Annotated in this window: 20 protein-coding genes and 1 pseudogene; 6 read left to right on the top strand and 15 right to left on the bottom strand. The window is 67.9% G+C overall.

Going from position 1 to position 26,887, the window contains the following annotated elements; translation table 11 throughout:
- Positions 1-9: 9 nt before the first annotated feature.
- From ilvN to L2Y94_RS19750, 14 genes and pseudogenes are all read right to left on the bottom strand, one after another.
- A complete protein-coding gene (ilvN, locus tag L2Y94_RS19815) occupies positions 10-510 on the bottom strand; it encodes an acetolactate synthase small subunit (protein WP_247371441.1) in 501 nt (166 codons plus the stop codon).
- A gap of 2 nt (positions 511-512) precedes the next feature.
- On the bottom strand, positions 513-2,306 hold the full coding sequence (ilvB, locus tag L2Y94_RS19810) for a biosynthetic-type acetolactate synthase large subunit (RefSeq protein ID WP_247375364.1): 1,794 nt from the start codon (positions 2,304-2,306) through the stop codon (positions 513-515).
- Positions 2,307-2,473: 167 nt separating this feature from the next.
- On the bottom strand, positions 2,474-3,490 hold the full coding sequence (gene ilvC / locus L2Y94_RS19805) for a ketol-acid reductoisomerase (protein ID WP_247371438.1): 1,017 nt from the start codon (positions 3,488-3,490) through the stop codon (positions 2,474-2,476).
- 154 nt (positions 3,491-3,644) lie between these two features.
- The gene (ilvD, locus tag L2Y94_RS19800) at positions 3,645-5,369 is read right to left on the bottom strand and encodes a dihydroxy-acid dehydratase (RefSeq protein WP_247375362.1); all 1,725 of its coding nucleotides are present in this window, start codon (positions 5,367-5,369) and stop codon (positions 3,645-3,647) included.
- A 26-nt stretch (positions 5,370-5,395) separates the two neighbouring features.
- Complete coding sequence (gene leuB / locus L2Y94_RS19795; protein WP_247371436.1) at positions 5,396-6,460, bottom strand: 3-isopropylmalate dehydrogenase; 1,065 nt, start codon at positions 6,458-6,460, stop codon at positions 5,396-5,398.
- Positions 6,457-7,050 carry a 3-isopropylmalate dehydratase small subunit gene (gene leuD, locus L2Y94_RS19790; protein WP_247371433.1) on the bottom strand — a complete coding sequence of 198 codons (594 nt, stop codon included), beginning with the start codon at positions 7,048-7,050 and terminating at the stop codon, positions 6,457-6,459. Before leuD ends, leuB begins: the two co-directional genes overlap by 4 nt.
- Entirely contained in the window at positions 7,047-8,462 is a 1,416-nt protein-coding gene (gene leuC, locus L2Y94_RS19785; protein WP_247371430.1) for a 3-isopropylmalate dehydratase large subunit, read from the bottom strand. Before leuC ends, leuD begins: the two co-directional genes overlap by 4 nt.
- Entirely contained in the window at positions 8,459-9,406 is a 948-nt protein-coding gene (locus tag L2Y94_RS19780) for a branched-chain amino acid transaminase (protein ID WP_247371428.1), read from the bottom strand. The genes leuC and L2Y94_RS19780 overlap by 4 nt, the downstream gene beginning before the upstream one ends.
- A gap of 62 nt (positions 9,407-9,468) precedes the next feature.
- Positions 9,469-10,638 (bottom strand): annotated as a pseudogene (locus tag L2Y94_RS19775) (2-isopropylmalate synthase); the annotation flags it as partial.
- A gap of 405 nt (positions 10,639-11,043) precedes the next feature.
- Complete coding sequence (gene thrC / locus L2Y94_RS19770; RefSeq protein ID WP_247371425.1) at positions 11,044-12,321, bottom strand: threonine synthase; 1,278 nt, start codon at positions 12,319-12,321, stop codon at positions 11,044-11,046.
- 2 nt (positions 12,322-12,323) lie between these two features.
- A complete protein-coding gene (locus L2Y94_RS19765; protein WP_247371422.1) occupies positions 12,324-13,280 on the bottom strand; it encodes a homoserine kinase in 957 nt (318 codons plus the stop codon).
- On the bottom strand, positions 13,268-14,383 hold the full coding sequence (locus tag L2Y94_RS19760) for a homoserine dehydrogenase family protein (protein WP_247375361.1): 1,116 nt from the start codon (positions 14,381-14,383) through the stop codon (positions 13,268-13,270). The genes L2Y94_RS19765 and L2Y94_RS19760 overlap by 13 nt, the downstream gene beginning before the upstream one ends.
- A gap of 386 nt (positions 14,384-14,769) precedes the next feature.
- Positions 14,770-16,770 carry a bifunctional 2',3'-cyclic-nucleotide 2'-phosphodiesterase/3'-nucleotidase gene (locus L2Y94_RS19755; protein WP_486617192.1) on the bottom strand — a complete coding sequence of 667 codons (2,001 nt, stop codon included), beginning with the start codon at positions 16,768-16,770 and terminating at the stop codon, positions 14,770-14,772.
- Between the two features lie 67 nt (positions 16,771-16,837).
- Complete coding sequence (locus tag L2Y94_RS19750; protein ID WP_247371418.1) at positions 16,838-18,757, bottom strand: alkaline phosphatase family protein; 1,920 nt, start codon at positions 18,755-18,757, stop codon at positions 16,838-16,840.
- A gap of 183 nt (positions 18,758-18,940) precedes the next feature.
- On the opposite strand from L2Y94_RS19750, the gene L2Y94_RS19745 reads away from it, so the two are divergent.
- The 6 genes from L2Y94_RS19745 to L2Y94_RS19720 all read left to right on the top strand — a co-directional run bounded on the left by L2Y94_RS19745 (position 18,941) and on the right by L2Y94_RS19720 (position 25,988).
- Positions 18,941-21,232 carry a TonB-dependent receptor gene (locus L2Y94_RS19745; protein ID WP_425602417.1) on the top strand — a complete coding sequence of 764 codons (2,292 nt, stop codon included), beginning with the start codon at positions 18,941-18,943 and terminating at the stop codon, positions 21,230-21,232.
- Positions 21,233-21,288: 56 nt separating this feature from the next.
- A complete protein-coding gene (locus L2Y94_RS19740; protein WP_247371415.1) occupies positions 21,289-22,329 on the top strand; it encodes a glycerophosphodiester phosphodiesterase in 1,041 nt (346 codons plus the stop codon).
- A gap of 194 nt (positions 22,330-22,523) precedes the next feature.
- Positions 22,524-24,029, top strand: a complete 1,506-nt coding sequence (locus L2Y94_RS19735; RefSeq protein ID WP_247371413.1) for an amino acid permease — start codon at positions 22,524-22,526, stop codon at positions 24,027-24,029.
- 101 nt (positions 24,030-24,130) lie between these two features.
- Positions 24,131-24,658 carry a hypothetical protein gene (locus tag L2Y94_RS19730; RefSeq protein WP_247371412.1) on the top strand — a complete coding sequence of 176 codons (528 nt, stop codon included), beginning with the start codon at positions 24,131-24,133 and terminating at the stop codon, positions 24,656-24,658.
- A 22-nt stretch (positions 24,659-24,680) separates the two neighbouring features.
- Positions 24,681-25,187: a hypothetical protein gene (locus tag L2Y94_RS19725; RefSeq protein WP_247371410.1), complete on the top strand. Its 507-nt coding sequence runs from the start codon at positions 24,681-24,683 to the stop codon at positions 25,185-25,187.
- A 96-nt stretch (positions 25,188-25,283) separates the two neighbouring features.
- Entirely contained in the window at positions 25,284-25,988 is a 705-nt protein-coding gene (locus tag L2Y94_RS19720; RefSeq protein ID WP_247371407.1) for a glutathione S-transferase family protein, read from the top strand.
- Between the two features lie 55 nt (positions 25,989-26,043).
- Here the strand turns inward: L2Y94_RS19720 and L2Y94_RS19715 are convergent, their stop codons facing one another.
- Positions 26,044-26,871, bottom strand: coding sequence for an OmpA family protein (locus L2Y94_RS19715; protein ID WP_247371404.1), 828 nt, complete (start codon positions 26,869-26,871; stop codon positions 26,044-26,046).
- Positions 26,872-26,887 lie beyond the last annotated feature (16 nt).

Below are 26,887 nucleotides of genomic sequence, written 5' to 3'. Positions count from 1 at the left end.
AGACGTCTCCTACCGAAGGGCGGGAGCGGACCCTGTCCGCGACTCCTGCGACGCGATGGCCGCCACACCGCTTCGCGCCTGATCGGTAAGGCGTGCTATGGCTCGCAGGCCGTCGACGAATCCGTCCACGTCGTCGGTACCGCCGGTGTATTCCACGATGGCCTGCCCGTTCTCGCGACGCAGCAGCCGCGCGCCGGTGCGAACGAGATAGTCGTCGAGGGCCGGGCCGCCTCCTTCGACGCGCACCACCGAAAGCTCCCGCTCCAGGTGTTCCTTGCGCGTGAACTCCGCGACGTCGATCACGTCCACCAGCTTGGCCGTCTGCTTCACCACCTGGTCGACGGTGATGTCGTCGCCGAACACCACGAGCGTGAGGCGCGACACGGCCTCGTCGTGCGTGGCAGCCACGGTGAGCGATTCGATGTTGTACCCGCGCGAGGCGAACAGGCCGGCGACGCGTGCGAGCGCGCCGGCCTCATTCTGCAGGAGCATGGAAATCAGGTGGCGCATGGTCAGAACATTCCCGTCGGTTCGGCTTCTTGCGCCACGGGAACGTGGCGGCTGGGGATCCATTCCCCGGTGATCATCTCGGCATACGATGCGCCGGGACCCACCATCGGGTACACGCCCGCGTCGGGATCGATGACCACCTCGAGGAAGGCCGGCCCGTCGAAGGCCAGGAAGTCGGCGATCGTCGCCTCCAGTTGCGCGGCATCGTCGAGACGCCGCGCCCATTCGAATCCGTCGGCCTGGGCGGCGCGGACGAAATCCTTCTTGTGCAGGCTCTTGTCGCTGGCGGAGAAGCGGCCGCGGAAGAACAGCTTCTGCCACTGCCGTACCATGCCGTCGCCGGCATTGTTCAGTACCACGATCTTCACCGGGAGCCCATACGTGGTGACGGTTTCGAGCTCGCCGATGTTCATGCGGATGCTGGCATCGCCGTCGACGTCGATCACGGTGAGGTCTCGACGCGCGAACTGCGCGCCGATGGCGGCCGGCAGGCCGAACCCCATCGTTCCCATGGACCCCGAGGTGAGCCAGCGTCGCGGCGCGCGGAAATCGAAGTACTGCGCCGCCCACATCTGGTGCTGGCCCACGCCCGTGGTGATGATGGCATGGCCCTCCGTGATGCGATTGATCGCCTCGATCACGGCGCAGGGCTGGATGAGGTCGCCATCCCGGCAGAAGTTCATGGGATGGGCCGCCTTCAGCGCCGCGACGTGCGCGTGCCACGCGCGGCGGTCCGGTGCGAACCCGATGCGGCGGCCATGGGCCGTGAGCGCGCGCAACGAGACGTCGAGCGAACCCACGTGATGCCAGTGCACGGCCTTCACCTTGCCGATCTCGGCGGGGTCGATGTCGATCTGCGCGATGGTGCGCGCCTTCGGCGCGAACTTGTCGGGGACGCCGACCACGCGATCGTCGAAGCGCGCGCCCAGCGCGAAGACGAAATCGCAATCGTCCATCGCGTAGTTCGCATACGCCGTGCCGTGCATGCCGAGCATGCCCAGCGCGAGCGGGTCGGTGGTGTCGAAGCCGCCGATGCCCATCAGCGTGGTGACCACGGGAACGCCGAACGCACGCGAGAAGTCGCGCAAGGCATCGGCGGCCTCGGCCGATACGATGCCGCCGCCGGCGTAGATCAGCGGCCGCTCCGCGGCGGCGAGCGCCGCGAAGAACGCCCGGCAGGCGTCGTCGTCGGGCGTGGCCGATTCGACGGCATGCAGACGCGCGCGATACCCGCGCACCGGCAGCTCGCGCTCGCCGTGGAAGACGAGGGGCGCGTTCTGCACGTCCTTCGGGATATCCACCACCACGGGGCCGGGGCGGCCGCTGCGGGCGATGTGGAACGCCGTGCGCAGCGTCGCTTCGAGCGTGCTCGCGTCGGTGACGAGGAACACGTGCTTGGCGCACGCGCCCATGATGGTGCCGATCGGCGCTTCCTGAAACGCATCGGTGCCGATGGCGCCGGTGGGCACCTGGCCGCAGATCACCACCAGCGGGATGGAGTCGGCCATCGAGTCGCGCACGGGCGTCACCGCGTTGGTGGCGCCGGGGCCGGAGGTGACCAGGGCCACGCCGACGCGCCCGGAGGCACGCGCATAGCCGGCGGCCATGAAGCAGGCACCCTGTTCGTTCGCGGGCACGATGAGCGGCAGGCGGTCGCCGCCGTCGTCGAGGGCATGGGTCTGGTTGTAGCGGAACAACGCGTCGTAGACCGGAAGGATGGCGCCGCCGGAATAGCCGAAGAGGACGTCGAGGCCTTCGTCGGCGATCACCTGCACGACGATATCTGCGCCGGTCATGGCCTGGCCGGCGAGGGGATGGTTCGAGGCGGGGCGACCGATGTCGCCGATGTCCGGTTGCGCGTTCACGGTGATGGGCTTCCTTGGAAGGTGCGGGAGCGCGTCCGCTCGCGGGCGAGGGGGAGGGACGGCATCGCGCGCTGGACGCGCTCCCACAGGGGATGGCATCAGGGGGTCTTGGCCGGCTCCGATGCCTTAGGCTGGTTGGCGGCGAGCCACGGCATGCGCGCGCGCAGCTGGGCGCCCACCTTCTCGATGGGATGCTCGAGGTCGCGCTGCTTGTAGGCCTTGTAGTTGGGCAGGCCGGCCTGGTATTCGGCCGTCCATTCGCGGGCGAAGGTACCGTCCTGGATCTCCTTCAGCACGCCCTTCATGCGCTCCTTCGTGGCGTCGTCGACGATGCGCGGGCCCCGGGTGTAGTCGCCGTATTGCGCCGTCTCGGAGATGAATTCGAGCATGCGCGCGAGGCCTCCCTCGTAGAAGAGGTCGACGATGAGCTTCAGCTCGTGCATCACCTCGTAATAGGCGATTTCCGGTCGATAGCCGGCTTCCACCAGCGTCTCGAAGCCCTTGATGACCAGTTCCGAAGCGCCACCGCAGAGCACGGCCTGTTCGCCGAAGAGGTCGGTCTCGGTCTCTTCCTTGAAGTCGGTTTCGATCAGCATGGCGCGCGCGCCGCCGATGCCGGCCGCGTAGGCCGTGGCACGCTCGGTGGCGTGGCCGGTGGCGTCCTGGTGCACGGCATACAGGCAGGGCACGCCACGGCCGATCTCGTATTCGCGACGCACGAGCGCGCCGGGGCCCTTCGGTGCGACCAGCACCACGTCGATGTCGGCGCGGGGTTTGATCTGGCCGAAGTGCACGTTGAAGCCGTGCGCGAAGAGCAGCGTGGCACCCGGCTTGATGTTCGCCTCGATGGCATCGCGGTAGATGCCGGGCTGCGTCATGTCCGGCGTGAGCACGGCCACGAGGTCGGCGCCGCGCACGGCTTCGGCGGGCTCGGCGACGTGGAAGCCGTCCGTATACGCCTTGTGCCAGGACGGACCGCCGGCGCGCAGGCCCACGACCACGTCGAGTCCGGAATCCTTGAGGTTGAGCGCATGCGCGCGGCCCTGGCTGCCGTAGCCGAGTACGGCGATACGGGCGTTCTGCAAGGGGGCGGTGGTGGCTTGTTGGTCGGTCATGGATCTCTCCGGGTCGGTAAGTAGGGCAAAAAGGAGCGGGGCTGTCGCAAGCTCTGTTCGCCGATGCGATCGGCTCCCACCCCTTCGGTAGGAGGCTCGCTACCGAAGGGGTGGGAGCGGACCGTGTCCGCGAATCGTGCGGAGCGCGGCCAGGTCAGTTGCCGATGAGCTCTTGGGTCATGTCTTCGTCCTCGATCTCGCGACGTACGCGAGAGACGGGCGCCTCGTCGAACGCCTGCGTCACCGCGCCTTCGGCGGCCGAGCCGACCAGGCGCGCGTACTTGGCGAGCACGCCGCGGGTAACCTTCGGCGCGGCGGGACGCCACGCCGCACGTCGTGCGGTGAGGTCGGCATCGGTGCGCAATTCGCGCGTGGAGGCATCGATGAAGATCGCATCGCCCTCGCGCAGGAGCCCGATGGGGCCGCCACGCGCCGCCTCCGGCGCGACGTGGCCCACCATGAAACCGTGCGTCGCGCCGCTGAAGCGGCCGTCGGTGATGAGTGCCACGTCGTTGCCGAGGCCGCGGCCGACGAGGGCGGCCGTCACGGCCAGCATCTCGCGCATGCCGGGACCGCCGGCGGGGCCCTCGTTGCGGATCACCATGACGTCGCCGGGACGAATGCGCCCTGCCTGCACGGCGGCGAACGCCTCTTCCTCGCTCTCGAACACGCGGGCCGGACCGGCGTGGCTCGTGCGGCCGTGGCCGGCGAGTTTCAGGATGCTGCCTTCGGGCGAGAGGTTGCCGTAGAGGATGCTGTAGCCGCCGCGCGGCTTGAACGGCGCGTCGGTGGAGCGCACCACCTCCTGGCCCTCGGTGGCGGCGGGCGCGTCGTCGAGTTCGGCGAACAGCGTGCGGCCGGTGACGGTGGGCGTGTCCTTCAGCATGCCGGCCTTGCGCAGTTCGCGCGCGACGATGGCCGTTCCGCCGGCGGCGGTGAGTTCCACCGCGCTATAACGGCCGCCGGGCTTGAGGTCGGCGATGACCGGCGTATGCGCCGACGCGGGTTCGAAATCCTCGATCGATAGCGGCACCCGCGCCTCGTTGGCGATGGCGAGCAGGTGCAGCACGGCGTTGGTCGAGCCCGCGGTGGCGGCGACCATGCGCGCCGCGTTGTCGAAGGCGTCGCGGGTCATCGCGTCGCGCGGCCGGCGGTTCGCTTCCAGGCAGGCCATCGCCAGTTCGCCGCAGCGGAACGCGGCGTCGCGCTTGGCCGGATCGGTGGCCGGGATGTCGTTGAAGCCGATCGGGGTGATGCCCAGCGTGGTCAGCACCATCGCCATGGTGTTGGCGGTGAACTGGCCGCCGCACGCGCCCGCACCCGGGCAGGCATGGCGTTCCACGTCGTCGAGCGTGGCGTCGTCGATTTTCCCCGCGCCATGCGCACCCACCGCTTCGAACACTTCCTGCACCGTGATCGGGCAACCGTTATGGCTGCCGTGGGCGATGCTGCCGCCGTAGAGCGCCACGCCCGGGATGTTCAGGCGGGCCAGCGCCATCGCGGCGGCGGGAATGGTCTTGTCGCAGCCGCACAGCACCACCATCGCATCCAGGCAGTGGCCGTCCACCGCCAGTTCGATGGAATCGGCGATCAGTTCGCGGCTGACCAGCGACGAGCGCATGCCGGGCGTGCCCATCGCGATGCCGTCGGTGACGGCGATGGTGTTGAACTCCACGGGCGTGCCGCCCGCCGCGCGTACGCCGTCGGCGGCGGCTTCGGCGAGGTCGCGAAGGTTGAGGTTGCATGGCGACACGTTGGACCAGCTATGCACGATGGCGACCATCGGCCGGGCGATGGCCTCGTCGTCGAGGCCGGTGGCGCGCAGCATGGCACGTGCGGGGGCACGGTCGGGGCCGGTCTTGATGGCGTCGCTGCGCAGCGTGCGCAGGGGAATCTTGCGGCTGCTCATGCGGCCTCCGTCTCGGTCTGCAATGCGTGGATCACGGCCTGCGTCACGGCGTCCGTGGTGGCCGTGCCGCCCAGGTCGCGGGTGAGGTTGCCGTGGGCGAGCACCTGTTCCACGGCCGCTTCCACGGCGGCGGCTTCGTCGGCCAGGCCCAGCGAGTGACGCAGCAGCATGGCGACGGAGAGGATGGTGCCCAGCGGGTTGGCGAGCGACTGGCCGGCGATGTCGGGTGCCGAACCGTGGATGGGTTCGTACACGCCCGCCCCCGGGCCGCCGACGGAGGCCGACGGCGACAGGCCCAGCGAACCGGCCAGCACGGAAGCCTCGTCGGTGAGGATGTCGCCGAACATGTTCTCGGTGACGATCACGTCGTAATCGGCGGGCCGGGTGAGCAGGTGCATCGCCATCGAATCGACGAGCTGGTGCTCGAGTTCCACGTCGGGATAGTCGGCGGCGACGCGCGTGGCGACCGAGCGCCACAGGCGCGAGGTTTCCAGCACGTTGGCCTTGTCCACCGAGGTGAGCTTGCGCTTGCGCGAGCGGGCCAGGTCGAAGGCGTGGCGCACCACGCGTTCCACTTCGGCCACGCTGTAGCGGCACTCGTCGGTGGCGCCGTCCTCGTCGCGCGTCTTCGCGCCGAAATAGATGCCGCCGGTGAGTTCGCGCACGAACACCAGGTCGACGTCCTTGGTGCGCTCCGGCTTCAGCGGCGACAGCGCCGCGGTGCGCGGATGCAGTTTCAACGGACGGATGTTGGCGAACACGCCCAGCAGCTTGCGCATGGCGAGCAGGCCCTGTTCCGGGCGAACCTTCGCCGACGGATCGGACCACTTCGGTCCGCCGACCGCGCCGAGCAGGATCGCGTCGCAGGCGAGCAGCGCTTCGCGCGTGGCGGGCGGCAGCGGGTCGCCGAACCGGTCGATGGCGTCGCCGCCGATGGCGTGCTCGTCGAAGGCGAAGTCGTGGCCGAAGCGCTCGGCCACCTGGCGCAGCACGGCAACGCCGGCCGCGGCCACTTCGGGGCCGATGCCGTCACCGGGCAATACGACGATGCGGGACTTCATGCGGCTTTCTCCGTGAGCGTTTCATAGGCGGTGATGTCGTCGTCCTGCTGGAGCAGGAAACCCATCTGGTCCACGCCGTTGAGCAGGCAGTGGCGGGCGAAGGCGTCGAGCTCGAAGCGGATCGAGCCGCCGTCGGGCAGGCGGATCGTGCTTTCGGCGATGTCGATGCGCAGCTCGACGCCCGGGTTGTCGAGCAGCCAGCGATGCTCGGCGTCGCTCAGCACGATGGCGAGCAGGCCGTTCTTCAGCGCGTTGCCGCGGAAGATGTCGGCGATCTCGTTGGAGATCACCGCCTTGATGCCGTAGTCGAGCAGGGCCCAGGGCGCATGTTCGCGCGACGAGCCGCAGCCGAAGTTGCGACCGGCGACGAGGATCGAACAGCCGCGCGCGGCCGGCTGGTTGAGCGGGAAGGCCGGATCGTCGCTGCCGTCGGCGGCGTAGCGCCAGTCCTCGAAGCAGTGCTTGCCCAGGCCCGTGCGCTCGGTGGTGGTGAGGAAGCGGGCGGGGATGATGCGATCGGTATCGATGTTCTCGTCACGCAGCACCGCCGTGCGCGAATGCACGTAGGTGAGGGGTGGGTTGGCGCTCATGCGGCGGCTTCCTGGTTCATGTAATCGCGGGGATCGGCCACGCGGCCGGCCACGGCGGACGCGGCGGCGACCAGCGGGCTGGCGAGCACGGTGCGCGCGCCCTTGCCCTGGCGTCCTTCGAAGTTGCGGTTGCTGGTGGCGACCACGAGCTGGCCCGGCTGGGCGAGGTCGCCATTCATGGCGATGCACATCGAGCAGCCCGGCTGGCGCCACTCGGCCCCGGCGGCGCGGAACACCTCGTGCAGGCCTTCGCTCTCGGCGTCGCGGCGCACCTGTTCCGAACCGGGCACCACGAGCATGCGCACGCCGTCGGCCACGCGGCGGCCGCGCAGGATGGCGGCGGCGTCGCGCAGGTCGGACAGGCGGCCGTTGGTGCAACTGCCGACGAAGACGACGTCCACCGACTCGCCGGCGATCGGCTTGCCCGCGCTCACCTTCATGTAGTCGAGCGCGCGTTGCTCGATGGCGTCGGCGGCCGCGGGTACCGGCGCATGGATCGACACCACCATGCCCGGGTGGGTGCCGTAGGTGACCGACGGCTCGATCGCCGACGCGTCGATGCGCACTTCGCGGTCGTAGGTGGCGCCTTCGTCGCTGGGCAGCGTGCGCCAGTAGGCGACGGCGGCGTCCCATGCCGCGCCCTTCGGCACGCGCTCGCGGCCTTCGAGCCAGGCGAAGGTGGTCTCGTCCGGCGCGATCAGGCCGGCGCGCGCGCCCGCCTCGATCGACATGTTGCAGACCGTCATGCGCTCTTCCATCGACAGCGCGCGCACGGCGTCGCCGGCGTACTCGATGACGTGCCCCGTTCCGCCGCCGATGCCGATGACGCCGATGATGTGCAGGATCAGGTCCTTCGCCGTCACGCCCGGTTGCAAGGTGCCGTCCACGTGGATGGCGAGCGACTTGGGCTTGCGCTGGAGCAGGCACTGCGTGGCCAGCACGTGGCCGACCTCGGTGGTGCCGATGCCGAAGGCCAGCGAGCCGAACGCGCCGTGCGTGGCGGTGTGGCTGTCGCCGCAGACGATGGTCATGCCCGGTTGGGTCGCGCCCACTTCGGGGCCGGCCACGTGCACGATGCCGCGCTGTGGGCTGTCCCAGCCCATGAGGTCGATGCCGAACTCGCGCACGTTGGCTTCCAGCGTGGCGACCTGGTTCTCGGCTTCCTTCGTGTAGTACGGGCGGCGGCCCTCCGCGTCGGGCGGCAGCGTGGGCGTGGAATGGTCGAGCGTGGCGAGCGTGCGGTCGGGGCGGCGCACCTTCAGGCCGCGCGAACGCAGTTCGTCGAACGCCTGCGGCGAGGTCACTTCGTGCACGAGGTGCAGGTCGATGTAGAGCACGCCGGGCGTGCTGGCGGTCTCGGCCTTTACCTGGTGGGCGTCCCACAGCTTGTCGAGCAGCGTGCGCGGCGTCATGCGGCGGCCCTCCCGGCGGCGACTTCGTCCACCGGCGTGAGCCAGCCCCAACGGTCCTCCGTGCGGCCGTCGAACAGGCCGAAGAAGTCCGCCTGCAACTGGCGCGTGATCGGCCCCGGGTGTCCGCTGCCCACCGGCTTGCGGTCGACCGAGCGCACGGCGGTCACTTCGGCCGCGGTGCCGGTCATGAACACCTCGTCGGCGAAGTAGAGCATCTCGCGCGGCAGCGGCTGTTCCACCACGGTATGGCCGCGCTCGCGGGCCAGCGTGAGCACGGTGTCGCGGGTGATGCCGCAGAGGATGGCCGAGGCGGCCGGCGGCGTGTAGATCACGCCCTTGCGCACGATGAAGAGGTTCTCGCCCGCGCCTTCGCTCAGCAGGCCGTCGGTGCCCAGGGCGATGCCCTCGGCGTAACCGGCGTTCACCGCTTCGCGGGCGATGAGCTGGCTGTTGAGGTAGTTGCCGCCGGCCTTCGCGCCGCTCGGATAGGTGTTGGGCGCCGCGCGGTTCCACGAGGACACGCAGACGTCGACGCCTTTCTCGATGGCGTCGGCGCCGTGGTAGGCGTTCCAGGGCAGGGCGATGATGGCGACGTCCACCGCCGTGTCCAGCGACGGCGCGAGGCTGAAGGTGAAGCCGCTGCGGAAGACGATCGGACGCACGTACGCCGAAGGAAGGGCATTCGCGCGGATTACCTCGCGGCAGGCGCGGTTGATCGTGGCGGCGTCGTACGGCATCGCCAGGTCATACACGCGCGCCGAATGGAACAGGCGCTCGGTGTGTTCTTCCAGGCGGAAATAGCGCGGACCGTCGGGCGTGGCGTAGACGCGCACGCCTTCGAACACCGACGAACCGTAATGCAGCGCATGCGCGCCGACGTGGACGGTGGCATCGGCGAACGCCTTGATGCGGCCGTTGTGCCAGAGATGGGCGGGGGCTTCCATGATGTGCTCCTTCAGGACTGGACCGCGACGGCGGCCTGCGTGTCGTCCTCGAACGCGCCCATCAGCGCGGTGAGGTCGTCGTTGGTCACGGAACGCTGGCGGTCGGCCAGCGCCTTGAATCGTTCGAACACCGTATCCAGCGTCGTTTCGTCGACGTCGTAGTCGAGTTCGACCAGGCGCTGGCGCAGCGCGTGCCGGCCGGAGTGTTTGCCCAGCACGAGCGAAGTCTTCGCGCCGACGTCCTGAGGACTCATGATTTCGTAGGTGCCGCGATGCTTGAGCATGCCGTGCTGGTGGATGCCCGACTCGTGCGCGAACGCGTTGTCGCCCACGATGGCCTTGTTGCGCGGCACCGGCTGGCCGGTGACTTCGGCGAGCAGGCGCGAGGTGGGGAACAGCCGGCGCGTCTGGATGCCGGTGTCCGCCTTGTACAGCGGGCGGCGCGTGTGCAGCGCCATCACCACTTCCTCGAGCGCCGCGTTGCCCGCGCGCTCGCCGATGCCGTTGATGGTGCATTCCACCTGGCGCGCGCCGGCGGCCACGGCGGCCAGGCTGTTCGCCACGGCCATGCCGAGGTCGTCGTGGCAGTGCGCGGAGAAGATCACCTTGTCGGCGCCGCGCACGTGCGCGCGCAGGTAGGTGAACATCTCGGTGATTTCGGAGGGGGTGACGTAGCCGACGGTGTCGGGCGCGTTGAGCACGCTGGCGCCGGCTTCCACGGCCACCGAGAAGATCTCGGCGAGGTAATCCGGCTCGGTGCGCAGGGCATCTTCGGCGGAGAATTCGACTTCGTGTGCCAGGGCTTTCGCGCGCTGGATCGCCGTTGCGGCGATGTCGATCACTTCTTGCTTGCTTTTCCCCAGCTTGTGTTCGCGATGCAGGGGAGAGGTGGAGAGGAACAGGTGTATCCGCGAATGCCTGGCGCCTTCCAGCGCCCTTCCCGCACTGTCGATGTCGTCGGGCAGACATCGGGCCAATGCGGCCACCGTGGGTGTCTTCAGCGACCTCGCGATCTCCGCCACGGCGGCGAAATCGTCGGGCGATGCCTGGGGAAACCCCGCCTCGATGATGTCGACGCCCAACTCCTCCAGGGCGTGCGCCATGCGCAGTTTCGCGCGGCGATCCATCGAGAAGCCGGGGGCCTGCTCGCCGTCGCGCAACGTCGTATCGAAGATGCGCACGCGGCCTACCTCGGCCTCGGTCGTGTCGTTACTGCCATGTGCTGGATTCATGTCTTCGCTCCGCTCGCAAGGCGGGCCAGGCAACAAAAAACCCCGCATCCGTTGTCGGGTGCGGGGTTTTGGGAGTCTTCAGGTCGTTTTCTTTTTACCTGGACACTTGCCCTTAGCCCGCACCTCCGCAGGTAATAAGTACAAGGTTAATAAGAAGGAGACCGCCGCCCAGACGCAGCTCGCCGTCGACTCGTGGAAGTCGGTTCAAGGCAAAGCGACCATGGCTGCTGCGCTGCGTCATGCAGTCGAACGTAAGCCACGCGTTCGGTGGGTGTCAACACTTTCCGTTGAAAGTATTTTTCCTAGGAACGTTTGGACGGCTAGACATCCATGCACTGGTCGGCGGCGCCGGACCTTGGTACGACCCGCATCGGCACCACTGGTATGCATCGCCGCGAGGGCGTTTCACCAGTCGCGCAGCCACGCCGAAAAAACACCGGCATCCGCCGCCATCGGCTCGGCGGCGGCTTCCCTGGCGAGCATGGCGGCGAGGGCGTCGGGTATGTCGATGCGACGGCCCACGAGCGGCTCCACCACCGTGTCGAACTTCGCCGCATGCGCGGTGGAGGCAACGGTCCAGTCGCGGCGGTCGCCTTCCATACGCAGGCGTTCGAAAACATGTACGGCGGTGGCCGTGTGGGGGCAGAACACTTCGCCGTCGTTGGCGGCGTGACGGCGGATGGTGTCGCGGATCTGGGCGTCGTCGACGCCATGGGCGCGGCCGTTGGCGCGGACCGCCTCGTCGTCGCCGAACAGGTGGCGAAGGCGCTCGAAGTTGCTCGGCGCGCCCACGTCCATCGCGTTGGCGACCGTCGCCACGGCGTCGCGGGGGCGGTAGGGCTGGCCGGCGTAGAACTCCGGCAGGGTCGGGTTGGCGTTGCAGGCGAACACCACCTCGCCGATCGGGAGCCCGATCGAGCGGGCCCAGAGACAGGCCACCGCATTGCCCAGGTTACCGGTGGGCACGATGGTGTTCATGGGGCCGTCGGCCTGCAGGGCCGCATGGCCGAAGTAGGCCATCTGGGGCAGCAGGCGGCCGAGGCTGATGCTGTTGGCGGACGACATGGGCACGTCGGCCTGCAGGGCCGGGTCGCCGAGCGCGCCCTTCACCAGGCGCTGGCAGTCGTCGAAGCTGCCTTCCACGCGCAGGGCGCGCACGTTGCCGCCGAAGCTGCCCAGCTGGTGTGCCTGCCGGGGCGAGACGCGATTGTCGGGATAGAGGATGGCGACGCGGATGCTGGGCAGGCCGTGGAAGGCGGCGCCCACCGCCGCGCCCGTATCGCCCGAGGTGGCCACCAGGATGGTGAGGGGACGGTCTTCGTCGCGGCGCAGCCGTTGCAGGCAGGCGGCGAGGAAACGCGCGCCGAAGTCCTTGAACGCGGCCGTGGGGCCGTGGAATAGCTCGAGCAGGTGCGCGCCGTCGATCCGCAGCTCGCGCCGGGGCGCGGGGGCGGCGAAGGCTTCGGCGCAGATGGCCTCCAGTTCGGGGGCGAGCGCATCGCCTTCGAAGAAGGGGGCGAGCATGCGGGCAGCCGTACTGGCGAGGTAGCCGTCGCCGCGCAGCCGGGTCACCCCTGGCATGGCCTCGGGCACGTACAGGCCGCCATCCGGGGCGAGGCCGGCGGCGATGGCGGTGGAGAGCGTGACCGGTTCGGTGCCGCCACGCGTGCTGACGTAGCGCATCGTCACACCACCCGGGCGGCGGGCCCGTCGATGGGCGCCACGAGCACGTCGGCGGCATGGCCCTCGTCGGCGAACGCCGCGCGCATCGCCGCACCGGCCGCCTCGGCCGACGCGCGATCGGCGAACCACCCGAATACGCTGGGCCCGGCGCCGGAGATGCTGGCGCCGAACGCGCCGTGGTCGAGCGCCGCCTGCTTGACCCGGGCGAAGCCGGGAATCAGCGGCGCGCGGCGCGGCTCGACCAGCACGTCGGCCAGTCCTTCGCGCACCAGGGCCGCTTCGCCGCGATAGCAGCCGGCCAGCACGAGCGCGAGGTTTGCGCTCTGTCGCACGAATTCGCCGAGGGCGTAGTGGCCCGCCAGCGCGGCGCGCGCTTTGCGGGTTTCCAGCACCACGTGGGGATGCACCAGCGCGCAGTGCCATTCGGCGGGCACGGGAACGCGCACCAGGCGGGTATCGGTGGCGAGCACCAGGCCGCCGAGCAGCATGGGCCCGAGGTTGTCCCCGTGCCGGCTGCCGCTGGCCACCACTTCGCCGTCGAGCGCGAACGGGTAAAGGGCTTCGCGGGAAAGCGGTTCGTCGAGCAGGGCGTTGGCGGCCACCAGCGCGGCGACGCAGGAGGCGGCCGAACCGCCCATGCCCGAGCCCAGCGCGATGCCCTTGTGCAGGGTCAGCTCGAAGCCGAAGGGCAGTCCGAGGCCGCGCCGCATCGAAAGCAGGGCTTCGCCGGCGGTGTTGTCACGGGCCGCCAGCGGAAGGTCGGTGACCACCCCATCGATGCCGGCGATGCGCACCTCGGGCTCGGGGATGCGTCGCACCTCGGCGCGATCGCCCGCACCGGCCACGCAGTGGCCGAGGATGTCGAAACCGATGCCGACGTTGCCGACACTGGCGTAGGCCTCGGCCGTCGCGACGTCCGCGCGGGCCCGGGGCGGGGTGGATTCGTTCAGCATGCGCATCGTTTTACTCCCATGGCGCCGGCCACGCGCAGCAGGTCGGCGAAGACCGCCGCGGCCGTGACCTCGGGGCCGGCACCCGGCCCCTGGACGACCAGCGCATTGTCGCAGTAACGGCGGGTGGCGAAGCGGACCACGTTGTCGCTGAGGCGTGCATGGGCGAACGCATGTGCGGGATCGAGCACGCGCAGGCCGACCGTCGCCCGGCCGTTTTCCAGCGTCGCCACGTGGCGCAACACGCCGCCGGGACGCAGGCGCGCGGCCATCGGCGCGTCGAGCCGGTCGAGCCGCTTCATGAAGGTGTCGACATCGCCCTCGGCGAGTTCGGCGGGCACCAGGCTCTCCACCCCGACATCGTCCAGCGATAGCGCGAGGCCCGCCTCGCGGGCCAGGATCACCAGCTTGCGCGCCACGTCCATGCCGGAAAGATCGTCGCGCGGGTCGGGTTCGGCATAGCCCAGGGCGTGGGCCTCGCGCACCAGGGCGGAGAAGGGCCGGGAGCCGTCGAAGCGGTTGAATAGCCACGCCAGGGTGCCGGAAAGCATGCCTTCGACGGCGACCAGTTCGTCGCCGGTATCGAGCAGGTCGCGCAGCGTCCGTACCACCGGCAGTCCGGCGCCCACGGTGCCTTCGTAGTGCAGGCGCGCGCCGCTGGCGTGCGAGGCCTCGGCGATACGCCGCCAGCGCTCGAGCGGTCCGCTGGCGGCGCGTTTGTTCGGGGTCACCACGTGGATGCCGGCGGCGAGCCAGCCCGCGTAGCGGTCGGCGACGACGTCGCTGGCGCTGCAATCGGCCAGCACGGTGAGCTGGCCGCCACGGCTGGCCACGTATGCAGCGAACTCGTCGAGCGCCGCCGGACGCCAGGTCTGCGCGCCGTGGATGCGGCCGTTGAGCGCGTCGTCGTCGCAGTCGAGCCACATGTGGCGGCTGTCGCTGACGGCGCGCAGGCGCAGCTGCATGTTGCAGTCGCGCAACAGTCGCGGGGCGGCGAGCCGCAGTTGCGCGAGCAGCGCGCTGCCGACCTTGCCGGGGCCGACGAGGCCGAGGTCGACGACGATGGGGTCCGCGATGGCTCGCGGTGCCTGGGTGGATAAGGCGTTGGCGATGTACACGATGAAAGCCTCCTGGTGAGAGGCCCTTCGTTCGCGTCAGGGGGAGTTCGGCCTTGGATCGCTTCGGCGCCCGTCCCGTCCTGCGGGAGGTCGGGGCCGGCAGCGACGTGGAACTAAGCGCGCGCGGTCTCCGATCCTCCGACCATAGTGGTCGTGGTGGTGGTCGTCGCGGTGGTGGTGACGGACGCGAACGCGCCGGCCAGGGTGATGGCCGTGGAGGTGGTCAGCGCGGGCGCGTTCGGATGCATGGTTCGACGGTATGCCCGGGTCGTGCGGCGTGTCAAGGGCCAAGACGCCGGGCTCCTGCCTTCGCGGAAGCGACGATCTGCACGATTTCCTCTCGTCGCTCCTGCGAAGGCAGGAGCCCAGCGTCTCCCGCCTCAGCGCTTCGACAGATCGATGGCGTATACCGCCGTGCCGTCGCCGTTGTCACGCACTTGCCGCACGGCCAGGCCGAGCGATTTCGCAAGTTCCTCTTTCCCGGAGGCCGAGGTGAACGTCACCGGTCCCTTCACCTTCACCGGCGCGAACGACCACGAGCGTTTCTCGACGTCCTTGCGCGTGAGCGTCTTCTTCGACTGCACCCACTCGATGACGACCTCGCGGTTGCCGTCCGGCGCGTTGAGCACGACGGAATCGCCCTTCATGCCCGGGAAGTCGCCGCCACCGTTCGCCCGGTAGTTGTTGGTCACCACGATGAACGCCTGGTCGTCCTTCACCGGCTTGCCCTTGTAACGCAGGTTGCCGATGCGCTCGCCTTCCGCCTTCGACACGTCGATGGTGTAGGTGATGCCACCCTGCATCTGGTCGAAGTTGTAACCCGGCAGGCGGCCGATCAGCGGTTGTTCGCCATCCTTCGACGGATCGATGCGGTTGAAGCGAGAGGCCGACTTCTCCAGCCATGCCTTCACGCCCGCGCCGTCGATCTTCACCGCGGCGAGCGTGTTCGGGTAGAAGTACAGGTCGGCCGCGTTGCGGATCGTCAGCGGGCCCTTGGGCACGTCGGTGAAGTCGTCCGGGCCGCCGAAGCCCGTGCGGAAGGCGGAGGCGGCGGAGATGACGGGCAGGTCCTTGAGGTCGGGGCGCGAACGCGCCAGTTCGTCGCGTGCGTAGTCGATCTGCGCGGCGTTCACCACGGAGAGCGCCGTCATGTTTCCCTCGTCGGCGAAGTAGCTGGAGAGGTCGTGGTCGACGGTGCCGATCGGCGTGTTGACGTAGGCGATGGCGGCCTCGTGCGCTTCGTTGACGATGGGCGCGATGGTCGGGTCCGGCGCGACGCATTCGCCTTTCTTCGCGCAGATGGGACGCACCTCGCTATGGCTGGCGTCCTTCTGCACCACCCAGCGATCGCCCTCTCGCTTGAGCGTCATCTGGATGACGCCGAGATCCTTGCCGAAGAAGCCGCCCATCACCGCGGGAACGCCACGCACGAGACCGCGCTTGGCATCGACGTCCTTCATGCCCGCGTAGTGCGGCCCCGGGAATTCGGTATGCGAATGGCCCAGCAACAGCGCGTCGATGCCGGGAATGCCGGCCAGGTACCAGCCGCCGTTCTCCATGTGTGGGGTGTAGGGCGAGGTGTCGAGACCGCCGTGGAGGATCGCCACGATCAGGTCGGGATGCTGCGCCTGAAGCTCGGGCACGTATTTCTTCGCCGCTTCCATCACGCCGTCGACGGTGACCTTGCCGGCGAGGTTGCGCTTGTCCCAATCCATGATCGGCGGCGGCGTGAAGCCGATGATGCCGATCTTCAGTTCGGTGGGCACGGTCTGTCCCGAGGCGGTCTTCACGTCGAACTTCTTCGTGACGACGGTCCACGGCTTGAAGATGGGCTGGCCGTCGCGCGCGCTGTAGACATTGGCGAGCACCAGCGGGAACTTCGGTCCGGCACACTGGCGCGCGGTCACGCCGTCGACGTTCATCGACGTATCGGTGACCTGGGCCAGAAAGGGCAGGCCGTAGTTGAATTCGTGGTTGCCGGCGGTGCCGCCGTCGTAACCCACGGCATCCATCGCCTTGTAGATCGCCAGTTCCGTGTCGCAGCCGACGGGTTTCACGATCGCCTGGTAATCGGCCAGCACCGAGCCCTGGATGGTATCGCCGCTGTCGAACAGCACGGTATTGGGGAATGCCTTGCGGGCCTGGCGGATCAGCGTGGCGACGCGCTCGTAACCGAGCGTCGGGTCGTCCTTCTGCTTGTAGTAGTCGTACGACAGGATGTTCGAATGGACGTCGGTGGTCTCGAGGATGGCGAGGTCGAGCGTCGCGCCGTCGGCGAGCTTGGCCGGCTTATCGGCGGGCGTGCTCGCGCAGGCGGCGAGCAGGGCGGCCGAGAGGGTGGCCAGGGCGAGGGGTTTGAACATTTTCGGTGTCCGTGACATGTGAGTTTCGGGGCGGAAGCTAGCAGATGTAGGAGTGGTTTGCGCGGCATCGAGCCGGATTCACGCCTCAGCGCCGTTCGGCCCTGGCCTGGTCGAAATAGGTATACGTCCTGCCGTTATCGTCCACCTGCTTGGTCTTCAGCACGAAGCGATACGTGGACCGATCCATGGACGATCCGTCGATTCGCTTGATATCCAATCCCGTCGCCTCGTCGCTGGCGACATCCACGGCCTTCACCACCAAGCCATCGCCGTCGCGCCCACGCAAGGCTTCGCGAAGCACGCGCCCGTCGGGCTTGCCGAGATCGATCTTCAGTATCGCCGCGAGGGTCGGCGCGAGATCCACGTTGCCGCTCGGCAACCCGCTGCGCAGCCCTTCGCGAAAGTCCGGTCCGCGGGCGATCAGCGTGTTGTGCACGTCCACCGGGCTGAAGCTGCCATGCATGCCGCGCTCGTTGGACATGCTGGTGTACTCGGTGCCCTTGAAGCCCTGCACGACGGCGTCGGCGTCGAAGTCGTAGCTGGCGACGATGTCCGGGGAGCGCCTGTTCGCCAGATGCACCGCGGATAGCGGCAAGGTGCCGGGAATGCGTCCGTAGCGCGCATCGACGAAGATCGCGCCGAACATCTCGCGCGATTGCAGGAAGCGAACCGCTTCGATGACCTTGGCGCGGTCGTGCGAAGGTTGATAGAGGTATTCGCTGCCGCCGTTGGGTGCGATCACGAACGCCCCGGCGTGAATCTCCACGGGCACCTTGTAGGCGGGCGTGGTGTACGGTCCCGGCTTGCCGCACAGGCGGCCGTCGTCGTCGAAGCGGGTGGGTCGCAGGGGCGTGCCGTCGGCGCGGATGCCCGACATCACGGGCGAATAGATGCAGCCGAAGCCGTCGTAGGCGGTGAAGCCCGCGCGAGTCATTTCATCGGCCAGGCGCACCGAACCGGAGACCGAATAACCCCACTCCGCATCCGTACGGCCGATCCGCCCGTCGGCGATGCCGCGCAGCGGGAACAGATCGGCGGGACCGGACACGTTGCTGTGCGCATGGTCGGAGACGATCACCAGGTCCGTGTCGTCGGCCATGCCCAGCTCCTTCAGCTTCGCTTCGAGCTTGCCGAGCAGTTCGTCCTGCGCCCGCAGCGCGAGGTGGAAGTTGGGCGAACCGACCCCGTAGAGGTGTTCGGTGGAGTCGGGATTGCGCAGCCAGACGAAGCTCACGTCGGGCTTCTCCACGGGGAGGATGTAGCCCAGGAAAGCGTCCATGAGGTACGCGTTGGACGGCGTGGGTGGCGCGCCTGCGCCATCGGACGCATCCGAGCTGGCGCCGTCCTTGAGCGTCACCAGCGGCAACTGCGCCGTGGGTGCCCCGTTGTCGGGCTCGAGCTGGAAGCGGCCGGCGTCGTAGGCGTGCACGGTGTTGGCGGGCAGCTTGAATCCCGCCCTGGCCAGCTTCTTCGCGAAGGCCAGGGGCAGGGCCACGTTTTCGTCGAGGATGGTGCCGCCCTCGTGGATGTCCTGGAGGAAGGCGGGGCCGGACTTGCCCACCACGGCCGTCGTCAGTCCCGCCTTTCGCGCACGTTCGAGCAGGGTCGGCGCCTGGAGGAGGTCGTGCCGATAGTGGTCGTCGAGGGCGCGCAGCACCGCGTAGTCCTCGGTGTAGATGGGCGCGGCGAAGTCGCTGGGTACGCCCTTGGCGTCGAAACCATGGGCGCCCGGTGCCCAGAAGCGGTTGCCGTAGAAGCCGATCGTGCCCGGGAACGATCCGGTGGCGAAGCTCGAGGCATTGACCATGGTGAAGGTGGGATACGTGGCGTGGTTGTCGGCGAAGAACGTGCCGCGCCGGGCCAGGGCCGCCAGGTGGGGGGTGTCGTCCTCGCTGATGGCGTCCGGACGCATGCCGTCCCAGACGAACACGATCACGCGATGGGCGTTCGCCTCGACGGCGAAGGCGGTCAACAAGATGGCGACGAGTCGCGCGGCGCGGCGCATGGCATTCCCCTGGGTGTCATCGAGCCCGTCATGGTGACGGCACGATGTTGCAATCTCGGGTGCGTAAAATCGATACCCGCGTCGCAGGATCGCCACGCGGCAAGCAAGATCGCATGCCATCGTAAGAAAACGTACACATCGCATCGCCAATCTGCGGGGTTTTCCATCCTCAGGTTCGCCCCGATGAAGCCTTGCCGCCGTCCCCTGTTCCTCGCGCTGTCCTGCGCATGGGCCTTCGTCGCCCACGCCGAGGACGGTACCCCGCCCAAGACCCAGGACCTCGAGACGGTTTCGGTGATCGGCCAGGGCGAGACCCGCCAGGTGCAGCGCATCGTGCCGCAAGACCAGAAGGTGCTGCCGCCGGGTACCAGCCCGCAGAAGATCCTCAACCGCCTGCCGGGCGTGTCGGTGCAGTCGAACGATGCCTTCGGGGCCAACGAGGAGTCGCAGTCGATCACCCTGCGTGGCTTCAACACCACCCGCCTGGGCTACACGCTCGACGGCCTGCCGCTGGGCGACAACGCCTACGGGAACTACAACGGCCTCAATATCTCGCGTGCGCTGATCGCGGAGAACATGGCCACCGTCGAACTGGCCGAGGGTATCGGCGCACTGGGCACCGCCTCCACCAGCAACCTCGGCGGCGCGATCCAGTACTTCTCGGCCGACCCCGCCAAGACCTTCGGCGGCAAGGTGGCGCAGACCTTCGGCAGCGACCATAACCGTCGCACCTATGCGCGCATCGACACCGGCGACTACAAGGGTTTTTCGATGTATCTCTCGGGCGTGCACGCGGACGCCGACATGTGGGCCCGCCCGAATTCGGATACCACCACGCAGCAGTTCAACGGCAAGGCCGTCTACGAGTTCGGCGACGGCAACCGCATCACGGGCTTCGTCGACACCTCGCGCACCAGCCAGGCCGACTACGCCTACCTGTCCAAGAGCGGCCTGCGGCGCGGACTCGGCTGGGACTGGAATCTCTATGCCCCGGACTGGCAGCGCGCGCTTGCGGCGGCCTACTGCGCGCCCGCGTACACCAAGGGCGGCGTCAAGGATGCCCGCTGCGGTTTCTCCGGCGGCGTGGACAACATCGACGACGCCTACTACCAGAGCCGCGCCTTGCGCCGCGACGATCTCTACTACGTGGCCGGCGACTTCACGGTGGCCGAGGGCGCCACGCTGCACACGCAGGCCTACCACCACGAGAACGCGGGCCAGGGCCATTGGTGGTCGCCGGGCCAGCCGTCGTACCCGGGCACGCCGGAGGAGCTACCCATCTCGATCCGAAGCACCAACTACACCATCAACCGCGATGGCGCCATCGCCTCGCTCTCGTGGGACATCGGTGCGCACCACGTGGAAGGCGGCCTGTGGTACGAGCACAACGATCATCACGTCGAGCGCAACTTCTACTACATCTCCGGTCCGGTGAGCGACGACCGTTACCTTTCCGACCCGGATCGCCGGCTGTTCGCGCAGGACTACGTGATCACCACCAAGCAGGCCTATCTGCAGGACACTTTCAAGGCCCTGGACGATCGCCTCACCGTGGACGTGGGCGTGAAGAGTCCGCACACCACCATGACCGCGCGCGAGGCCCCGGGCGTGGAAAGCCCCATGGCCAACGGCACGCTCAAGGCCGGCAAGTCGCTGCTGCCGCAGGCGGGCGTGGCCTTCCGGGTGGCGCCGGGGCAGGAATTCTTCCTGTCTTACGCCAAGAATATCGCGGCTTTCCAGGGCGGCGGCGCGAGCGGTCCGCTGCTGGTGTCGCAGACCGCCTTCGACGGCACGAAGGCGAACCTGCATCCGGAGCGATCGCGCACCATCGACGGTGGTTTCCGCAGCATCGGCCAGTCCTACGAGGCCTCGGTGGCGCTGTACGACGTGAAGTTCGACAACCGCCTGCTCTCGCTCAATCCCTGTCCCAGCATCGAGCAGGGCACGCGCCCGGAATGCAATACGGCGTTCGTGAACGTGGGTTCGGTCACCAGCCGCGGCGCGGAGTTCACCTTCATCTGGAAACCGTTCCACGGATTCCAGTGGTACAACTCGGCCTCGTTCAACGATTCGACGTACGACGACAACTACGTCGCCAACGGCCAGGTCGTGCCGGTGAAGGACAAGACCACGGTCGACACGCCCAAGCGCCTGTACGCGAGCGAGATCAGCTACACGTTCGGCCCGTGGTCGGCGAGCCTGCGCGGGAAGTACACCGGCAAGCGCTATTACACCTACACCAACGACCAGAGCGTCGCCGGCGCCACGTCGTTCGACGTCGGTGCGAGCTACGACTTCGGCGCGGTCGGCCAGCTCGAGGCCTTGACCCTCGCCCTGAATGTCACGAACCTCACCGATCATCGCTACGCCACCAATCTCACGGCGTTCGGCGCCACCGACCCGCAGGGACGCGCCCTGGCCTTCCACGCCAGTGCCCCGCGGCAGAGTTTCGTGACCCTCTCGGCGGATTTCTGATGAAGCGGCTTGCTCTATCCTCCTGCGTTCTTGCCCTGCTGATCGGAGCGCACGTCATGACCCTGCACGCGGAATCGGTCCGCCCCATCGCCGCCAGCGTGCTGGTGATCGGCCATCGTGGCGCGAGCGCCCTGCGCCCGGAGCACACGCTGGCCTCCTATGCGGTGGCCATCGAGGATGGCGCGGATTTCGTCGAACCCGACCTCGTCTCGACGAAGGATGGCGTGCTGGTGATCCGCCACGAGAACGAGATCGGCGGTACCACCGATGTGGCCTCGCATCCGGAGTTCGCCGCGCGCCGCACCACGAAGACGGTGGACGGCGTAAAGATCGACGGCTGGTTCACCGAGGACTTCACCCTGGCCGAGCTGAAGACGCTGCGCGCCCGCGAGCGCCTCCCCGAGATCCGCAGGCGCAATGCCACGTACGACGGGCAGTTCGCCGTGCCCACCTTCGACGAGATGATCGAGTTCGTGGCCGCGGAAGCCTCGGCGCGCGGGCGGGTCATCGGCATCATTCCCGAGATCAAGCATGCCACTTATTTCCATGGCATCGGCTTGCCCATGGAAGACAAGGTGCTTGCGACGCTCGCCGCGCATGCCTATACGCGAAGCGCGCCGGTGGAGATCCAGTCATTCGAGGTGGGCAACCTCAAGTATCTCCACGACAAGCTCGGCAAGGGCCACCCCAATGTCCGCCTGCTCCAGCTGATGGATGACGCCAACGAACATCCGGCCGACCAGCCCGGTACCACCTACGGCGCGATGATGACCCCGGCCGGGTTGAAGGCGATCCGTGCCTATGCCGACGCCATCGGACCGTCCACGCGCAGCATCATCCCGCTGGGCAAGGACGGGAAGCTGGCGTCGCCGTCGTCGCTGGTCAAGGACGCCCATGCGGCGGGGCTGGAGGTGCATCCGTATACCTTCCGCCCGGAGAATCACTTCTTGGCTGCGGATTTTCGCAACGCGGCGGGAGACGCGGAGCGCAACGAGGAGGGCTCGGTGAACGAGATCCGTGCCTACCTCGCCACGGGTATCGATGCGTTTTTTACGGATGATCCGCGGCTGGGGCGCAGGGCCGTGGACGGCCGCTGACGCTTTACCGCTCCGTCGGATTCGCCGATACGATCGGCTCCCACCCTTCGGTAGACGCGTGGCTACCGAAGGGTGGGAGCCGATCGTATCGGCGAATCCAAGGCTGGCCGGAGCCTCGATGCTGCACCCGCCCGACGACACGACCCGCCCCCGCCCGCTATGATCCCGGCCCATTGAGCCCCTGGGATCCCCCGATGTCGCTAGCCAAGTTCCTTCGCCACAAATCCGTCGAGCAGTTGCAGGCGGAGGTCGGCCAGCGCCGGGATTTCCGCCGCGTGCTGGGCCTGTGGCAGCTCACCGCCATCGGCATCGGCGGCATCATCGGCGTGGGCATCTTCGTGCTTGCCGGCCAGCAGGCCGCCATGAACGCCGGTCCCGCCGTGGCGCTGAGCTTCATCATCGCCGGCCTGGGCAGCGCCTGCGCGGCCCTGTGCTATGCGGAATTCGCCGGGCTCATTCCGGTCACCGGCAGCGCCTACACCTACGGCTACGCGGTGCTCGGCGAAGGCGCCGCGTGGATCATCGGCTGGGATCTCCTGCTCGAATACGCCCTGGTGGTGGCGGTGGTCGCCATCGGCTGGTCCGGCTACGTGCAGGTGCTGCTGGCCACGGCAGGGGTGCATCTTCCGGAGTGGGCGCAGAAGAGCATGAGCGCCGACACCATGAAGTACTACTGGCAGCACGCGCTGGGTTCGCTCGGCGTGAGCTTCGCCGACCCGGTGCCCGCACCCACCGACGGCCATCGTTTCAACGTCATCGCCGCGGGTATCTCGCTGCTGGTGGCGATCATGCTCTCGGTACGCACGGAGTGGGGTGCCCGCCTCAATACCCTCATCGTCGGTATCAAGGTGCTCGGCGTGGTGCTGGTGATCGGCGTGGGCGCGTTCTTCATCGACGCATCGCACTGGCACCCCTTCATCCCCGAACGCACCATCGACGACAAGGGCGTGGGCCACTTCGGCTGGCACGGCGTGCTCACCGGCGCGAGCGTGGTGTTCTTTGCGGTGTTCGGCTACGACACGCTCACCACCGCCGCCGAAGAGGCGCGCAACCCGCAGCGCGACCTGCCTCGCGCGGTGCTGCTCTCGCTGGCCGTGGCGATGGTGCTCTACATCGCCGTGTCGATGGTGCTCACCGGCATCGTGCCCTACACCAGCCTCGGCGGCGAGGCCTCGGTATCGGATGCGTTCAACGCCATCGGCCTGCCGTGGATCAGCAACATCATCGCCGTGGCCGCCGTCATCGGCGTGATCAGCGTGCTCTTCGCCTTCATGCTCGGCGCCGCGCGCATCTGGTTCGCGTTGTCGCGCGACGGCCTGCTGCCCGCGTGGTTCGCCCGTGTGCATCCGCGCTTCGGCACGCCCGCCCGTCCCACCATGATCCTGGGCGTGTTCACGGCCATCGTCGCCGGCCTGCTGCCCATCGGCGAAGTGGCCGAGCTGGTCAACATCGGTACGCTCAGCGCCTTCATCCTGATCTGCGCTTCGGTGCTGGTGTTGCGCGTGCGTAAGCCGGACCTGGAGCGCAAGTTCCGTACGCCGGCCGTCTGGTTCGTGGCGCCGCTGGGCATCCTGTTCTCGCTGGCCCTGATCTGGGGCCTGCCGTGGATCACCTTCGAGCGCTTCGCGATCTGGATGGCGATCGGCCTGATCGTGTACTTCACCTACGGCGTGCGTCACAGCAAGCTCAATCGCGGGTAGGCATGGGCGCCCCCTGACACCGGCCCCTGGCTTCGTGTTAGGTTGGGGCCGGGACGAGACCGGATGACGGTCTCGTCCGCTATCACGCTACAGGGGAAAACATGAAGTTACACGCCATGCTGGCAACCGCCGTGACGGCGGTGATGCTGTCCGGCTGCATGACAGCCTTGCTTCCGAAAGCCTCCGAGCCCACGAGTGGGCCCCGCGCGCGTATCCGACTCATCGGCGGCGCAGGCGACCTAATGATCCGTCCCGAGAAACAACCCGGCGACAAGCGCGGAGACATGGTGGCCCATGGCCTCCTGTGGCCGGGGAATCGCGCCCGTATCGGCATGCCCGACGATGAAGAACCCACGCGGCTGGCCGATGAGCACTACGTGATCGCCGACCAGGACATCGACGCGTTCTTCTCGTTTCGCATGGACACGCCCGGCAACAAGTACGAACCGGGAACGATCCAGAAATGCGGCCCCATCGACGCCAAGTTCCATGTGGACGACGGCGGCGATTACGAGGTCTCGTCCAGGATCACCAACAAGGAATGCTTCATCGTCGTGCGCCGCCTCCTGGCGGTGAACGGGCGCATCGTGACGAAGATGCCCGTGATGCTCAAACCGCGGTTTCCATGATGGATCACAAGGGAGAATCAAAGTGAAAAAGAGCGCATTGACCGTGCTGTTCGTGCTTGCCGCCACGCCGACCGCGTTCGCCGCCGACGTCGTGACGATCCAGAGGCATATGGGGTTCAACGAGGATGCCGAGGTTCCCAAGGCGGTGCTCGAGGAGTGCAAGCTCGATGGCGAGATGCCGCGGGCCGTGGCGGAGAGCGCGCTGAATACCGGCACGACGGTGAATTTCGCCGAGAAGGTCGATGGCACCGAGCCGGGACGCGTGCTCTGGATGGAGATCGCCGACGTGATGTCCGACGGTAACGGCTTCATCGGCCACCGCAAGTCAATCACCGTGAAGGGCAAGCTCTACGAGGACGGCAAGGTCGTGGGCAGCTTCAAGGACCGGCGCTCGTCGATGGGTGGGGCCTTTGGTGGTTTCAAGGGAAGCTGCTCGGTGCTCGTGCGTACGGCCAACGCCATCGGCGAGGACATCGCCCGCTGGCTGGCCGCACCGAAGATGGACGAAAAGCTCGGCGACCTGGAGTGACCGGACAGGGGGCGCCGCGATGTGGCTGGCGCCCTCTGCTTGAATACGCAAGCTCGGACGCCTACCTTCGACGGTCTCTCCCATGAAGGATGCCCCATGACCGCCGATCTCTCCGGTTTTCCCGTCGCGCAACGCTGGCCGGCGGCGCATCCGGACCGCCTGCAGCTGTATTCGCTCAACACGCCCAACGGCGTGAAGGTGTCGATCATGCTCGAGGAGCTGGGCCTGCCTTACGAGCCGCACCTCGTCGACATCATGAAGAACGAGAGCAAGTCGCCCGAGTTCGAATCGCTCAATCCCAATGGCAAGATTCCCGCCATCGTCGATCCCGACGGCCCGGGCGGCAAGCCGATGGGCCTCACCGAATCCGGTGCGATCCTGCAATACCTCGCCGAGAAGACCGGCAAGTTCATCCCGAGCGATCCGGCGCGGCGTTGGGAAACCATCCAGTGGCTGCACTTCCAGATGTCCGGCATCGGCCCGATGTTCGGGCAGGTGGGTTTCTTCAACAAGTTCGCCGGCCGCGCCTTCGAGGACAAGCGCCCGTTGGAACGCTACGTCGGCGAGTCGAAGCGCCTGCTGGGCATCCTCGACAAGCGGCTCGACGGTCGCACGTGGATCATGGGCGACGACTACACCATCGCCGACATCGCCACGCTCGGCTGGGTGAACAACCTCATCACCTTTTACGAAGCGCGTGAGCTCGTGGGCTTCGACGATTATCCGAACGTCGCGGCGTGGCTCGAACGCGGCATGTCGCGCCCGGCGGTGCAGCGCGGGTTGAAGATTCCGTCGCGGTAACCGAGCCCGCAGGCTGTGCCGCCACGCGGGTGGCGGCACTCCATGCATCGGCCTGCTAATGCATGCCGGTCACCCGGATCTCGACGCGACGATTGGGCGCGAGGCATTCGATAAGCGCTCCCCGCGGTGCGTCCTCGCAGCGTTTCAGTGGGTCGGCCTCGCCCAGCCCCTGCGCGACCACGCGGTCGGCGGGAACGCCTCGTGCTATCAGATACACCTTTACCGCATCGGCGCGGCGCTGCGACAAGTCGAGATTATAGGCATCGCCGCCGATGCGATCGGTATAGCCGGCGATTCGCACGGACCGCAGCGTTTCACCCTGATCCCGCAAGGTCGACGCCATCTCGTCCAGGCTCGCCTTGCCGGCAGGTGACAGCTCGGCACTGTCGAACGCGAAGAGCGCGTCGGTAGACAGTACGCGCGTTTCCTGTGGCGCGACGGGAGCGGATGCCGCCGGTGCAGGCGGTGGCGTTGTTTCGTTGAGCACGTCGGCGCACGTCGCGGGCATCCAATAGAAGCTGCGAGCCAGTTTATCGTCGTCGAACAGTACCTTGTATCGGCAGACGGTCACGTCGTCGCTCCCGGGCTTGCGGAAGTTGAACACGTAGTTCCACTCCCTTACACCCCAGATGCCCTCGCTGAAGTGCGGAAAGCCGATCAGGTCGGACACCTGCTGCTTGTTGAGGCCGGCTTTCATCTGGCGCAGGTTCGTCAGATTGGGGAACGTGCCGCCTTTGTGCATGGGCGTGACACGATCCACCTCCGGCCACACGAGTTGGCCTGCGTCGTGGCCATCCCTTGCCACGTCGTGGCTGACGTTACCGCAGGCGGCCAGGACCAGGGTGACCACGACCGGCATGATGCCTTTCATTGGATTGCGCATACGATGGATTCCTCGG

The organism is Luteibacter aegosomatis (assembly GCF_023078455.1).
In the GTDB taxonomy this organism is placed as follows: Bacteria; Pseudomonadota; Gammaproteobacteria; order Xanthomonadales; family Rhodanobacteraceae; genus Luteibacter; species Luteibacter aegosomatis.
This window is presented reverse-complemented; position numbering and strand designations above follow the sequence as displayed.

Coding starts and splice junctions, on each gene's coding strand:
- ilvN (WP_247371441.1), bottom strand. CDS start 510: ATGCGCCACCTGATTTCCATGCTCCTGCAGAATGAGGCCGGCGCGCTC.
- ilvB (WP_247375364.1), bottom strand. CDS start 2,306: ATGACCGGCGCAGATATCGTCGTGCAGGTGATCGCCGACGAAGGCCTC.
- ilvC (WP_247371438.1), bottom strand. CDS start 3,490: ATGACCGACCAACAAGCCACCACCGCCCCCTTGCAGAACGCCCGTATC.
- leuB (WP_247371436.1), bottom strand. CDS start 6,460: ATGAAGTCCCGCATCGTCGTATTGCCCGGTGACGGCATCGGCCCCGAA.
- leuD (WP_247371433.1), bottom strand. CDS start 7,050: ATGAGCGCCAACCCACCCCTCACCTACGTGCATTCGCGCACGGCGGTG.
- leuC (WP_247371430.1), bottom strand. CDS start 8,462: ATGACGCCGCGCACGCTGCTCGACAAGCTGTGGGACGCCCACCAGGTA.
- L2Y94_RS19780 (WP_247371428.1), bottom strand. CDS start 9,406: ATGGAAGCCCCCGCCCATCTCTGGCACAACGGCCGCATCAAGGCGTTC.
- thrC (WP_247371425.1), bottom strand. CDS start 12,321: ATGCGCTACGTCAGCACGCGTGGCGGCACCGAACCGGTCACGCTCTCC.
- L2Y94_RS19765 (WP_247371422.1), bottom strand. CDS start 13,280: ATGCGCATGCTGAACGAATCCACCCCGCCCCGGGCCCGCGCGGACGTC.
- L2Y94_RS19755 (WP_486617192.1), bottom strand. CDS start 16,770: ATGTCACGGACACCGAAAATGTTCAAACCCCTCGCCCTGGCCACCCTC.
- L2Y94_RS19750 (WP_247371418.1), bottom strand. CDS start 18,757: ATGCGCCGCGCCGCGCGACTCGTCGCCATCTTGTTGACCGCCTTCGCC.
- L2Y94_RS19745 (WP_425602417.1), top strand. CDS start 18,941: ATGAAGCCTTGCCGCCGTCCCCTGTTCCTCGCGCTGTCCTGCGCATGG.
- L2Y94_RS19740 (WP_247371415.1), top strand. CDS start 21,289: ATGACCCTGCACGCGGAATCGGTCCGCCCCATCGCCGCCAGCGTGCTG.
- L2Y94_RS19735 (WP_247371413.1), top strand. CDS start 22,524: ATGTCGCTAGCCAAGTTCCTTCGCCACAAATCCGTCGAGCAGTTGCAG.
- L2Y94_RS19730 (WP_247371412.1), top strand. CDS start 24,131: ATGAAGTTACACGCCATGCTGGCAACCGCCGTGACGGCGGTGATGCTG.
- L2Y94_RS19720 (WP_247371407.1), top strand. CDS start 25,284: ATGACCGCCGATCTCTCCGGTTTTCCCGTCGCGCAACGCTGGCCGGCG.
- L2Y94_RS19715 (WP_247371404.1), bottom strand. CDS start 26,871: ATGCGCAATCCAATGAAAGGCATCATGCCGGTCGTGGTCACCCTGGTC.